Raw genomic sequence first — 13,576 nt, forward strand, 5'->3', positions numbered from 1 at the left:
TATATCAAAAAAGTGAGCTGCTTACGCTGTATTCATAAGCGTAAAACGGCATTTTGACCCTGAATCATGGCGCAATCTGCGGGCGTCAGGACGGGTGAAATGTGCAGCGCGAGGCTCAGCGAAACACCACCGTCTTGTGCCCGTTGAGCAGCACGCGGTGTTCGCTGTGCCACTTCACGGCGCGCGCGAGCACCAGGCTTTCGGTGTCGCGCCCGCGCGCGGCGAGGTCTTCCACCGTGTCGGTGTGGTCGGCGCGTGCCACATCCTGCTCGATGATCGGGCCCTCGTCGAGCACGGCCGTGACGTAGTGAGCCGTCGCGCCGATCAGCTTGACGCCGCGCTCGTGCGCCTGGTGGTAGGGGCGCGCGCCCTTGAAGCTCGGCAAAAAGCTGTGGTGGATGTTGATCGCACGGCCTTCGAGCCGGGTGCACATGGCGTCGGAGAGCACTTGCATGTAGCGCGCGAGCACCACGAGCTCGGCGCCTTCGGACTCGATGATCTCGAGCTGGCGCGCCTCGGCCTGTGCTTTGGTGGCCGCCGTCACGGGAATGTGGTGAAAGGGCACGTCGTAGCTCGCGGCAAGCTGGTAAAAGTCGCGGTGGTTGCTGATGATGGCGCGGATGTCCAGGCGCAGCAGCCCGCTTTTGTGGCGAAACAGCAGGTCGTTGAGGCAATGGCCCTCGCGGCTGACCATGAGCACGGTCTTCATGGGTTCGGCCGCGGCGTGCAGGCCCCAGCGCATCTGGTGGGGCTGGGCGAATGCGGCCCAGTCGGCACGCAGTTGCGCAGGCTCCTGCGCGTCGCAGGCGAACTGCACGCGCATGAAAAACAATCCCGTGGCGTGGTCGTTGAACTGCGCGGCTTCCTCGATGTTGCCGCCGTGCTCGAGCAAAAACCCCGAGACGGCATGCACCAAGCCCCTGCGGTCGGGGCACGAGAGGGTGAGAATATAGGTTTGGTTCGCGGAAGGGGTCATAAGCGCACGATTGTCGCAGCCCCGCGAGCGCGAGCCGGATTGCAGGAATGCCCACATCGCAAAACGCCAAAGCAAGCACCGAAGAGGCCCCGCCTCGCCCGGCGCGCCCGCTCGCGCCCTGGCAAGGGGCGTTGCTGTACCTCGTCTTCGGCGTGGTCTGGATCTATGTGGGCGACGCTCTGCTCGAGCGTTGGGCCGGCGACACTGCCGAGCTCACGCGCTGGCAGACCGTCAAGGGCTGGCTGTACGTGCTGCTCACGGCGCTGCTGGCCGGTGTGCTGCTGTGGCGCGCGCAAAAGGCGCGGGCCGAAAGCGCGAGCAGCGCGGAGCGCCAGCGACTGGCGCACACCGCGGTAGAGCACACCGCCGAAGGCGTCGTCGTGACCGATGCGCAAAGCCGCATCCTCTCGGTCAATACGGCGTTCACGCGCCTCATGGGCTATACCGAGCAGGAGGTGCTGGGCCAGACGCCGCGCCTGTTTAAGTCGGGGCGGCACGATCAGGCGTTCTACCAGGCGATGTGGGCGCAAATACTGAGCACGGGCCACTGGCAGGGCGAGATCTGGAACCGGCGCAAAAACGGCGAGATCTTCCCCGAGCACATGTCGCTGAGCGCGGTGCGCAACGCCGCGGGCGAAATCACACACTACGTGTGCGTGTTCAGCGACATCTCTACCGAAAAAGCGCAACACGAGCGCATGGAATTCCTTGCGAACCACGACCCGCTCACGGGTCTGGCGAACCGCCTGTGGTTCGTGCAGCAGCTCGAGGCCGCCATGCAGCAGGCGCGTCCCAGCGGCGAGCGCCTGGCCGTGCTGCAGCTCAACCTCGACCGTTTCAAGGACGTGAACGACAGCTACGGCCACACCGTGGGCGACCAGGTGTTGCGCCACATCGCGCAGCAACTGCAGTCGGTGCTGCGCGCGGGCGACCTGCTGGGGCGCATGGCGGGGGATGAGTTCGCGCTGGTGGCGCGCCATCTGCGCCACCCCGACGAAGCCGCCACGGTGGCGCGCCAGCTCATCGCGGCCGTGGCCGTGCCCTGGCGCTCGCCCGAGGGCTTCGAGGTCGAGGCCGGCGCAAGCGTGGGCATCTGCCTGTTCCCCGAGCATGCGGGCACAGCCAAGGCACTGCTGCAGGGGGCGCACGCCGCCGTCTATGGCGCCAAGGCGCAGGGGCGCGGTGCATGGTGTTTTTACGCCGAGGAGATGACGCAGGCTGCGCGCGAACGCCTCGCGCTCGAGTCGCGCCTGCGCCAGGCGCTGCAGCAGGGGCAGCTCGTGCTGCACTACCAGCCGCAGATCGACATCGCCACGGGCCGTATCGTGGGGGCGGAGGCGCTGGTGCGCTGGCTCGACCCCGACGAGGGCCTGGTTTCGCCCGCGCGCTTCATTCCCGTGGCCGAAGTTTCGGGCCTGATCGTGCCGCTGGGCGCCTGGGTGCTGGCCGAGGCTTGCCGGCAAGGGCAGGCGTGGCGCGCTGCGGGCCTGCCGGAGCTCACGCTCGCGGTGAACGTCTCGCCGCGCCAGCTGCGCCACAGCGACCTGCCCGCGGCGGTGGCGCAGGCGCTGGCGCAAAGCGGCTTTGCCGCAGAACGGCTGGAGCTCGAGATCACCGAGAGCGCGCTCGCCGAAAACCACGAACACGCGCTGCGCATCCTGCACCAGCTGCGCGCGCTCGGCGTGCAACTGGCGATCGACGACTTCGGCACTGGCTACTCGTCGCTCGTGCAGCTCAAGCGCTACCCGATCCAGGTGCTCAAGATCGACCAGGGCTTTGTGCGCGACATTCCGCGCAACGAGGACGACATGGCCATCAGCAACGCCATCATTGCGATGGGCCACAGCATGGGCCTGCGCGTGCTCGCCGAGGGCGTGGAAACCGCGGCGCAGCTCGAATTCCTGCGCGCGCACGGCTGCGACAGCTACCAGGGCTATCTTCGCAGCCGCCCCGTGCCCGCGGCCGAGTTCGAGGCTCTGCTGCGTGCCGATGCAGGGCGCTGAAAAGCCCGCCCGCAACATTTGCTTTCACGCCGCCGTCATCGTGGCGCGCAAGGATTGGGGGCATCACCAACCCAAGCTTTGCGCGCCATGACTGAAAACCTGTCCATTCCCGTGTCGTCCCCGTTTCGTTCCCGTGCCCCGCGCGTGCTGGCGCTCGTGCTGCTGTGCGGCGCCGCCTTCGGCCTGAGCGCCTGTGGCGGTGATGACGACAGCCCCAGCTACAAGCCGCTGTCGCTCAACATCGCGCACATCAACGACCACCATTCGCAGCTCGATCCGTTTGCCGCCACGCAGCTGCAGCTCGACGGCGTGGCCACGCAGGTCGATCTCGGCGGTTTTGCGCGCCAGGCGGCGTTCTTCAAGTCGCTCGCAGGCACGCCCAACCTGCTCAAGCTGCACGCGGGCGACGCGCTCACGGGCACGCTCTACTACACCTTCTTCAAGGGCCAGGCCGACGCGCAGCTCATGAACAGCATCTGCTTCGACGCCTTCATCCCCGGCAACCACGAGTTCGACGACGGCGACGCCGAGCTCAAGCAATTCCTCGACTATCTGTGGGACCCGGCCAACCGCCCCGCCGGCAGCAGCTGCAAGACGCCCGCGCTGTCGGCCAACATCGTGCCGCAGGCGGGCACTGCGCTTGCGCCCAGCGGCGCTGCGCCCTACCTGCAGCCCTACCTCATCCGCAACATCGACGGCGTGGACGTGGGCATCATCGGCCTGACCACCAAGGACAAGACGACGAACTCCTCGCGCCCGCTGCCCACCACACAGTTCCTCGACGAAGCCACTGCCGCGCAGCAGACCATAGACACGCTGCGCAACAAGGGCGTGCGCCACATCGTGCTGATGACGCACCTGGGCTACGACAACGACAAGGCGCTCGCGGCCAAGCTCAGCGACGTGGACGTGATCATCGGCGGCGACTCGCACACGCTGCTGGGCGACTTCCAGGCGCTGGGCTTGAATAGCGCCGGCGCCTACCCCACGGTGGCCAAGAACAAGTCGGGCGAGACCGTGTGCATAGGCCAGGCCTGGGAATACGCCAAGGCGAGCGGGCTCATGCGCGTGGAATTCAACGCGCAAGGCAGCGTGGACAAGTGCAGCGGGCAGGCCTCGCTGCTGATTGGCGACAGCTTCAAGCGCCAGGACGGCACAGGAGCCTGGCAGCCGCTGGCCGACGCCGAGCGCCAGGCGCTGATGGCCAAGCTCGCAGCCAACCCGGCCGTGAAGGTGCTCAGCCCCGACGCCCAGGCTGCGCAGACGCTCGCGGCTTACACCAGCCAGGTCAGCGCCGAAAAGGCCAAGTCCATAGGCAGCGCCAGCGAGGCCCTGTGCCTGGTGCGCGTGCCCGGCGAAGCGACCAACCGCAGCGCCGGCGTGGCCGGCTGCGAAAGCGCCAACACGCTTGCGCGCGGCAGCGACGCTGCGCAGGCGGTGGCCGAAGCCTTCCTGAATGCGAGCAAGCGCGCCAATTTCGCCCTGCAGAACGCGGGCGGCGTGCGCATCGCCATCCCCGCCGGGCCGCTGAGCATGAATACCGCCTTCACGCTGCTGCCCTTTACCAACGTGCTCGTGGAGCTCGACGTGAGCGGCGCCGAGGTGGTCGCCGCGCTCGAAGACGGTGTGGCGAATCACCTCGACAACAAGCAGTCCGACGGCTCGCACCCCTACGCTGCGGGCCTGCGCTGGGACCTGGACATGAGCCAGCCCAAGGGCCAGCGCATTGCGAACTTGCAGGTGCGCGACAAGACCACGGGCGCCTGGGCGGCGATAGACCCGGCCAAGACCTATGTGCTCGTGACCAACGATTACGTCGCCTCGGGCAAGGACGGCTATACCGCGCTGGGCAAGGTTTACGCTGCGGGCCGCTACGTCAACACCTACCTGCTCTACACGCAGAGCTTCGTCGATTACGTGCTTGCCAAAGGCACACTGAGCCGCCCGCAGCGCGGCGACTATGCGCACCAGAAGGTGGTCACCAAGGCCGGGGTGACGCTGCCTTGATGTGTTGGGTCGGGTGCGCAGGAAGTCTGGCGCCGCGTGCACCGGCCTTTTTCGCGTGCCGGCTTTTTCAGCCTTTGCGGTGCTGTCAGCGGGCCGAAAAACCATCCCCCAGCGCCGCTCCCTCACGCCGCGGGTCGGCGCTGCCTTCGAGCACGGGGCGGCCACGCCAGCGCGTGCGCATGATGGTTGCGATGCCGCTGCTTTGCGCGCCGAGGCTGACCTGGTGCCCGCGCGCGCGCAGGCCGCGCACGAGCGCGTCGTTATCGCCTGCCAGGCCGCCTGGTGGAGCCGCGGTGTTGACGTTCGGGTGCTCGCCGCCGACATAGGTCACAGGGCTGTTCGCGGCGCCAAAGTCGATCATGGCCGTGGCCTGCTGCGCAGACAGGCCCCAGTCGAGCGCGCCCACCAGCGTCTTGGTCACATACTGAATGATGGCCGCGCCGCCGGGCGAGCCCGTGGCGAGCACGAAGCCGCCCCTAGCAGCCTGTCGGACTTTGGGCGTCGAAAGCGAGAATGCGCCCCGGCGAGACCAGTTTTTGCCGGATTCGCCGCCCCATAGCGGGACTATGGGGCAAGAAGCCGGTAAAAAATGGGCCGCTGCGGCGCATTCGCAGCCGACGATTCCAAAGTCCGACAGGCTGCTAGAGCCGTCCGGCTTTTTGCGGAACACCAGCGTGGGCGCCATGGAGCTGCGCGGGCGCTTGCCGCCCTGCACGCGGTTCGCGATCGGGCCGTGCGCGTCGCGCGGCAGCACGGAAAAGTCGGTGAGCTCGTTGTTCAGCAAAAAACCGTGCGTCATGCGAAACGAGCCCATGCTGCTTTCGATGCTGCTCGTCATGCTGACCACGTTGCCGCGCGCATCGACCACGGTGATCTGCGTCGTGCCTTGGCCTTCAGCGCTGCTCAAGCCCATTTTTTGCACCTGCGCAAACTCGCCGGGCTGCGCCGTGCCCATGCTGCGGTCGGCGGCGATCAGGCTGGCGCGCTCGCGCAGATAGTTTTTATCGAGCAGCGCCGCGGCCGAGCCGCCGGGCAGTGGCACGAAGTCGGGGTCGGCGATGTAGCGGTTGCGGTCGGCGTAGGCCAGGCGCTCGGCCTCGGTGATCCAGTGCACGGCTTGTGCCTGCGGGTGGCCGCCGAGGGCGTCGAGCCCGGTCGGCGGCAGACTTGGCAGGTCGAAGTTTTCCAGTATGCCCAGCGTCGCCGCCACGGTGATGCCGCCCGAAGAGGGTGCGCCCATGCCGCAGACCCAATAGGTGCGGTAGCCGGTGCACACGGGCGCACGGCGCAGCGCGCGGTAGTTGGCCAAGTCATCGACGCTGGTCAGGCCCGGCGTGATCGGCACGGCCGGCTGGCCGCCGCGCGTGAGGCGGATTTTTTGCACGATGCTCGCCGCGATGGGGCCGCGGTAGAAAGCATCCACACCATCTTGGGCGAGCGTCTGCAGCGTGGCTGCGTAGGCGGGGTTGCGCAGCAGGCTGCCGCGCGGTTTGGGGCTGCCGTCGGGCTGCAGGAAGTACGCTGCCGCCTCGGGGTCGGTGCGCAGCAGCGCTTGTGCACCGGCAATGGCGTCGGCCAGGCGCCCGCCGATGGCAAAGCCGTGCGCGGCAAGGTGGATCGCCGGCTGCAGCAACTGCGGCCAGGGCAGGCGTCCGTGGTCGCGGTAGGCGAGCTCCAGCATGCGCAGCACGCCGGGCGTGCCCACCGAGCGCCCGCTCTGGCGCAGCGCGTTGAACGCTGCCGGAGCCTCGGGCGCGCCGCGCACGGGTGCGGGCGGCGCCGGGTCGCCCTCGCTCACGGTGCGCAGATAGTCCTCGGTGGCCGCGGCGGGCGCGGTTTCGCGTCCGTCGTAGGACGTGACAGTGTTGCGCCGCGCGTCGTAGTGCAGCAAAAAAGCCCCGCCGCCCAGGCCCGAGGACTGCGGCTCCACCAAGCCCAGCACCATTTGCGCAGCCACCGCCGCATCGACGGCCGAGCCGCCGCGCTGCAAAACCGCGCAGCCGGCCTGCGCCGCCAGCGGATGCGCCGCCACGACCATGAAGCGGCGCGCGCGCACGAGCGGCTTGGCGCGGTAGCCCGAGGCCGGCTCGGGCACGCCGGGCGCCACGGCGGCTTGGGAGCCGGCTGGAGTGCCTGGTTGGGCGTGGCGCTGATTTGCGTGTGCGCTGGCAGCATCTTCGCTGGTGCTGACGGCGCTGCACGGCGCGGGTGCGCTCGACGGCCGCGCGGGATCGCGCGCCTGCGCCGTGCCCGTCGCAAGGCATGCCAAGGCGAGCCAGAAGGCAAACTGGTGCAGCAGGCGCGGCGTGGTGGCGGACATGGATGGAGGAGACGTGCGATGCGCAATGTGCGGCGTGCACAGTCAGAGGTAGATGATGAAGGCCACCAGAGCGACGATCAGCCCGTATTTGATGAGGTAATACAGCGGCTTGCTGAAGTTCTTGAGCCGGCGCCGGTATTGCCCCGCGTACCAGAAGATGCGGAAGATCTTGTTGATGACGCCGGTTTTGTCGCCGGTGTCGTTGGGCGAGGCCGCGGCGCTGAGCAGCGTGCGGCCCAGCCAGCGGTTCACGGCCTGGGCCCAGCGGTATTTCATGGGGCGCTCGAGGTCGCAAAACAGGATCAGGCGGTTGCGCTCGGTGCCGTTGATGGCCCAGTGCAAAAAGGTTTCATCGAACACGAAGCCCTCGCCGTCGTGCCAGGCGTGGCGCTCGCCGTTGACCTCGATGAAGCAGCGATCGTCGTTGGGCGTGGCCAGGCCCAGGTGGTAGCGCAGCGAGCCGCCGAACGGGTCGCGGTGGATGTTGAGCTTGCCGCCTGGCGGCAGCTCGGCAAACATCGCGGCCTTGACGCCGGGGATGTCGCGCAGCAGCGCCACGGTTTTGGGGCACAGGGCCGAGGCCGAGGGCGGGCTGACCTCGTACCACTTGAGGTAAAAGCGCTTCCAGCCGTTTTTGAAAAACGAGTTGAAGCCCGCGTCGTCGTTCTTGTCGGTGCCGCGGATGCGCCCCTGCTCGCGCAGCGCGAGCGCCTCGTCGCGGATCATCTCCCAATGGTCGGCGATGGTCTGCAGGCCCGGGAATTGGCTCGTGGGCAGGTAGGCACTGCGCGTGGGCACGGCCGAAAAGGCGTAGAGAAAGACGTTGATCGGCGCGACGAACGAGGAGTGGTCGAACAGCTGGCGCATGAACGGCAGCCGCGTGCGCCCGCGAAAATGCACGTACAGCACGCAGGCCAGAAAAAACCCCACGATGGCCCATTTGACGATGCTTGCCCCATTCAGGTCCATATTTCACTCCGTATCCCGTGCATGCCTTGCGACGGCGGGTTCTCGCGCCGCAAACGCGCATTGTGCCGGCAAGCGCATGCCCCATGCCCGCACGCAGGCAAGGCGTTTGATCTTGGGCAAGCCTCAGCCACCCGCGTGGGCGCTTTTGGGAGCGCCGTAAGTCAGCAAGTCGTAGGCCGCGCGCACGCGCTGCAGGTCGCGCCCCAGGCTGCGGCTTTGGGGCAAGAGGCGCAGCCAGTGCAGGCGCGGCAGGTCGGTTGCCAGCGCGGCCTGCATCGCGGGGCTGCTGTGCGCGAGCCAGTCTGCCCACAGCGCATGGCCGGCGGCGAGGGTGCCGCTTTCGGTCAGATAAATGGCGCAGGAGTGCGCATAGAGCAGCGCGTCGCGCGCCTGGCACAGCGGCAGCGGCAGCACGGCGCTCGGGTCCTCCTCGAAGTCCACGAAGCCCACCACGCCGTCGCTGCAGCGCACCATGTTGCGTGCAAAGGCCTGGCTCAGGCAGGCGCCTGCAGCGTGCACCTGTGCGAGCGCCTGCAGGCCCTGCTGCCAGATCGTGAGGATGGTCTGCGCGTCGCCGCGCGCGGCGTCCATTTCGTCGATCAGCGTGCCGCGCGTGGCGAGGTTTTGCATCAGAAAGCCCTCGGGCTGCGCGGCCAGCACCTGCGGCACGCGCAGGCCCAGCGCGTGCAGCGCGCGCAGGCGGCGCACTTCGGTGGCAATGGCCTCTTGGCCACCCAGGTTCGGCACGGGCTGCAGCGCCGCAAGGCGCAGCGTGCGTGCAGCCAGGCCGAGCACGCGGTAGCGCCAGATGCTGTGCGGGGTGCCGGCTTTTTTCAGCCACACGCGTTCGCCGTCGATCTCATACGGTACGACGTTGCCCTGCTGGCGCGGCAGCTGCGCGCGCAAAAAGGCTGCGTAGGTCTCGGGTGGGTGGGCGGGATTAGCAAAAACCGTAGCGGCAGTGGCAGGAGACAAGGGCGTCATGCGGCAAAAAGCATGCAAAAGCTAAAGTGCCAAGCGTAGCGCATGCGCTCGTTCGCGCGACGCGGCGGTGACCGAAAAGCTAACGCTGCGGCGCCGGCTGAAAGCTGTGCGCGTCGGCCATGGGCCAATACAGGCGGTACAGGTTGGGCAGCGCGTCGAGCATACCGGGCGCGGTGTCGAGCAAAGCGCCGGGCTGCAGCGGCGTGAGCAGGCGCGCGAGCGGGCGCACTTCGGTGGCGCTGATGCGGCGCACGATGTGCTCGGTGGTGATTTCGCTCGGGTGCGACAGGCCCGCGGCCTGCAGCAGCTCCTTGAAGGCGTGCAGCGTGCTGCGGTGCAGCTGCGCCACGCGCTGGGCTTTGTCGGGCACGACCAGCGCGCGCTGGCGCCGTGCGTCCTGCGTGGCCACGCCCGTGGGGCAGCGGCCGGTGTGGCAGCTTTGCGCCTGCACGCAGCCCAGCGCCATCATGAAGCCGCGTGCGGCATTGCACCAGTCGGCGCCCAGCGCCAGCATGCGCGCCAGGTCGAAGGCCGACACCACCTTGCCCGCGCAGCCTATGCGCACACGATCGCGCAGGTTCAGGCCCACGAGGGTGTGGTGCACCAATTGCAAGCCCTCTTGCAGCGGCGCGCCTACGTGGTCGCTGAACTCGACCGGCGCCGCGCCCGTGCCGCCCTCGGCGCCATCGACGGTGATGAAGTCGGGCGTGATGCCGGTCTCGCGCATGGCCTTGGCGATGGCGAACCACTCCCACGGGTGGCCTATGCACAGTTTGAAGCCCGTGGGCTTGCCGCCCGAGAGCATGCGCAGCCGCGCGACGAACTGCAGCAGTTCGATGGGCGTGGCAAACGCGCTGTGGCTGGGCGGCGAGATGCAGTCTTGCCACGCGGGCACGCCGCGCGCCTCGGCGATTTCGGGCGTGACCTTGGGGCCCAGCAGCATGCCGCCCTGGCCGGGTTTGGCGCCCTGGCTGAGCTTGATCTCGATCATCTTGACCTGCGGCGCGCTTGCCTGCTCGGCAAAGCGATCGGGGTTGAAGCTGCCGTCGGCGTTGCGGCAGCCGAAGTAGCCCGAGGCGATCTCCCACACCAGGTCGCCGCCGTGCACGCGGTGGTAGCGCGAGATCGAGCCCTCGCCCGTGTCGTGCGCAAAGCCGCCGATCTTCGCGCCCTGGTTGAGCGCAAGAATCGCGTTGGCCGAGAGCGCGCCAAAGCTCATCGCCGAGATGTTGAACACGCTCATCGCATACGGCTGCGTGCAGGGGCTCACCGAGGGCGAGGGCTGCTGCGGCGTGCCGCCGACCCAGACGCGAAAGTCGTGCGAAGCGATGCGCGTGGGCGCGAGCGAGTGGTTGATCCATTCGTAGCCGCTCTCGCTCACGTCGAGCAGGGTGCCGAACGGGCGGTTGTCGGGCTCACCCTTGGCGCGCTGATAGACCAGCGAGCGCTGCGCGCGCGAAAACGGCTCGGCCTCACGGTCACCCTCGATGAAATACTGGCGGATTTCGGGGCGGATGGTTTCGAGCAGATAGCGCAGGTGCCCGATCACGGGGTAGTTGCGCAAAATGGCGTGGTGCGGCTGGATCAGGTCATAGAGGCCCAGCAGCACCAGCAGCGCACACAGCGCGAGCGCTGCGCCCGTGGGCCAGCCCAGCGCAAGCCCGCCCTGCACGCGCTGCACGGCCACCACGCCCGCCCACAGCAGGGCGAGTACGCACAGCAGCAGTGCGGTGTAGCGGATCGGGAATAGCGTGGGCAGGGGTTTTTGCATGGGGCTGGCAGAAAGAGTGGTGGGCTCTTGGCCATCATAAAAGCCCCTGAGGTCCGATGCTCCCGCCAGCGTAGATGCCCTTGGATACCGTGCAGTGAAAGACCGTGGATGCTTCCATAAAGATAGCTTCTCATGCTTTTTTACTGCGGGTTTTGGACCGATTCGATCAAAAAAGGCCGCACGCGGCGGCCTTGCGAGGTGACGGCGCTGCCCGCGCGTCAGAAGTCCACGGTCAGGCCCGCGTAGATCGAGCGCCCCATGCCGGGCACGCCGGTGCCCCAGAGTGTGGTGCCGGCTTTTTCCTTGTTCATCGACATGGTCGTGCCCTGGCCCAGGTAGGCACCGCCGAGCGGCTGGTAGTAGAGCTTGTCGAACAGGTTTTCGACGCCGAAGTCCACGCGCACGTTTTTCCAGCGGTAGCTCGAGCGCAGGTTGAAAAGCGCGTAGCCGGGCGTTTGCAGCTCGTTGCGCACGTCCGAAACCTGCGACTTGCGCTTGACCATTTGCAGCTCGAGCCCGTTGCTCCAGCGCTCGTACTGGTGCGTGAGCGCCAGCTTGGCGTTGAGCGGCATGATGTTGTAGAGATGGTCGTCCGTGTCGCGGTTCTTGCCGTTGGTGTAGTTGAGCAAGCCAAGCAGCCCGAAGCGCCCGAAGTCGGTCTTGGCCAGCGGCATCTTGCCCGAAAGATCCAGCCCATACAGGCGCGCGCTCTGGTTGGCGTAGCGCAGGACGACGAACTGGTTGCGCAGGGGCATCGTCGCGGGGGCGTTGCCCATGGCGCTCCACTGCACCGCGTCGATGAAGTTGTTCACACGCGAGTAGTAGGGCGTGGCCTTGAACTCCCACTCGCGGTCGGCGGCGTGCAGGTCGAACGTGGCCGAGAAGGTGTGCGCCATCTCGTGCTGCAGGTTGGGGTTGCCGAAGTAGCCGTTGCCGTCGCCCACAAAGTTATTCATCCCTGCGGCCATGCCCATGCTGGACCAGGAATAGCGTTCGTAGAGGTTGGGCGAGCGCGTCTTGAAGGCGTAGCCGAATTCCACGCTGCGCGTGGTGTCGGGCGTATAGCGTGCGATGGCCGCGAGGTTCCAGTTGTCGTCGCTGCGGCTGCGGTCGCTCGCGTTGAAGGCCGCAGTGTTGTACATCATGTTGTAGCCTTGCACCGACCCGGCATCGGTCTTGACGCGCTCGTAGCGTGCGCCGACCAGGCCCATCCACTGCGCGTCGATCTGGCGCTCCCATTCGCCAAACAGGCCGATGCGGTCGCGCTTGCCGTCGTTGATGTTCCAGAAGGTGTTGGGCCACATGCCGCCGCCCGATGGGGGCCACCAGTCGTCGAGGCGGTAGTTTTGCAGCTCGCCACCCACGCGCAGCAGGTCGCGCGGGCCCAAGTCTATGCTGGCCTTGATCGAGGCGCCGGTGTTTTTGCTCTGCGTGTACATGGGCATGCCCGCCGCGCAGGCCGAGCCAATGGGGGAACACGGGTTGCCGTTGGCTGCCGTGGGCCCGCCCGAGGCCGTGCCGTACCAGTAGCGCTTGTCGTCGCCGAAGTCCATGAAGTGATCGACCTTCTCGTGGTAGGCGCGCGCCTCGAGCGCGCCCCAGTCGAACTGCCCCAAGTAGCGCAGGTTGATGCGGTGCTGGGTGTTGTCGAGCATGTCCATGCGCTGGTTCGGGTACAGCTGGTAGGGCATGTCTTGAAAGCCGAGCTTGGCCTCGACGAGCTGGCCGCTGCCGCGCCAGGCCACGCCGAGCTCGTGGTTGCGCGTCTCGTAGGCCGTGGAGCCGACCTCGTCGCGCGCCAGCGTGTGGCCGGGGCGGCCCGTGGCGTCGTAGTTCTTGAAGTCGCCGCCAGCCTTGTAGTTGTCGGACTGCGCGATCGAGCCCGCGTAGGTGATGTTGAAGGTCTCGGTCGCATAAGTGGCGCGCAGGTTGGCGCCCGCGGCGTCGCCGTTGCTGCGGTAGTGCGTGCCGACCTGGCCCGTGGTCAGGTTGGCCGTGCCGGGCGCGGCGAACACCGGCGGCAGCGGCTCGACCACGATGGCGCCGCCGATCGCGTCGCCGCCCACGCTCACGGGCGCGATGCCGGCATAGACCTGCACGCTGCCCACGTTGCTCGGGTCTATGTACGACAGCGGCGGGTTCATGTGGTTGGGGCAGGCGGCCATCAAGTCCATGCCTTCGAGCTTGATGCGCAGCCGGTCGTCGGCCAGGCCGTGGATCACGGGCAGGCTGGAGACGCCGCCCGCGCCGTACAGGCTCACGCCCGGCATGTCGCGCAGCAGGCTCGCGGTGTCGCTCGTCGCGGCGCGCAGCGCGGGCAGGTCTTGGGGCTCGGCGGGCGTGGCAACGGTGCTGGTCGCCTTGGGTGCCGTCACGGTGACTTGCGGCAGGCGCGGTGTGGTGTTTTCTGGCGCGTCTTGCGCCTCCTGCGCGGCGACGGCCTGGCAGACCGCAGCGGCGATGAGGCCGAGCGCGAGGCGCTCGGCTTGGGGGGAACGGGTTTTCATCGAAATCTCCTGAATATGAAGGTTTTTTTGCGGCGCGCT

At 67.6% G+C, this 13,576-nt stretch carries 8 protein-coding genes; 2 read left to right on the plus strand and 6 right to left on the minus strand.

The features are described from left to right. Nucleotides 1-115: 115 nt before the first annotated feature. A complete protein-coding gene (gene purU, locus FK527_RS03660) occupies nt 116-976 on the minus strand; it encodes a formyltetrahydrofolate deformylase (protein ID WP_144729809.1) in 861 nt (286 codons plus the stop codon). Between the two features lie 47 nt (nt 977-1,023). Between purU and FK527_RS03665 the strand changes: the two genes are divergently transcribed. Both FK527_RS03665 and FK527_RS03670 read left to right on the plus strand, forming a co-directional pair. Continuing rightward, entirely contained in the window at nt 1,024-2,979 is a 1,956-nt protein-coding gene (locus FK527_RS03665; RefSeq protein ID WP_144729812.1) for a putative bifunctional diguanylate cyclase/phosphodiesterase, read from the plus strand. An 87-nt stretch (nt 2,980-3,066) separates the two neighbouring features. Next, nucleotides 3,067-4,986, plus strand: a complete 1,920-nt coding sequence (locus tag FK527_RS03670; protein WP_144729815.1) for a bifunctional metallophosphatase/5'-nucleotidase — start codon at nt 3,067-3,069, stop codon at nt 4,984-4,986. Nucleotides 4,987-5,071: 85 nt separating this feature from the next. Here the strand turns inward: FK527_RS03670 and FK527_RS03675 are convergent, their stop codons facing one another. The 5 genes from FK527_RS03675 to FK527_RS03695 form a co-directional block, all read right to left on the minus strand. Then, complete coding sequence (locus FK527_RS03675; protein ID WP_425460400.1) at nt 5,072-7,306, minus strand: gamma-glutamyltransferase family protein; 2,235 nt, start codon at nt 7,304-7,306, stop codon at nt 5,072-5,074. 42 nt (nt 7,307-7,348) lie between these two features. Continuing rightward, nucleotides 7,349-8,254: an aspartyl/asparaginyl beta-hydroxylase domain-containing protein gene (locus FK527_RS03680; RefSeq protein WP_186298377.1), complete on the minus strand. Its 906-nt coding sequence runs from the start codon at nt 8,252-8,254 to the stop codon at nt 7,349-7,351. 144 nt (nt 8,255-8,398) lie between these two features. Continuing rightward, nucleotides 8,399-9,259: a BUD32 family EKC/KEOPS complex subunit gene (locus FK527_RS03685; RefSeq protein ID WP_144729821.1), complete on the minus strand. Its 861-nt coding sequence runs from the start codon at nt 9,257-9,259 to the stop codon at nt 8,399-8,401. 79 nt (nt 9,260-9,338) lie between these two features. Then, on the minus strand, nt 9,339-11,030 hold the full coding sequence (locus FK527_RS03690; RefSeq protein ID WP_144729824.1) for an FMN-binding glutamate synthase family protein: 1,692 nt from the start codon (nt 11,028-11,030) through the stop codon (nt 9,339-9,341). 218 nt (nt 11,031-11,248) lie between these two features. Next, nucleotides 11,249-13,537 carry a TonB-dependent receptor gene (locus FK527_RS03695; protein ID WP_144729827.1) on the minus strand — a complete coding sequence of 763 codons (2,289 nt, stop codon included), beginning with the start codon at nt 13,535-13,537 and terminating at the stop codon, nt 11,249-11,251. Nucleotides 13,538-13,576 lie beyond the last annotated feature (39 nt).

The sequence above is a fragment of the Extensimonas perlucida genome (assembly GCF_007655255.1).
Classification (GTDB): Bacteria; Pseudomonadota; Gammaproteobacteria; order Burkholderiales; family Burkholderiaceae_C; genus Extensimonas; species Extensimonas perlucida.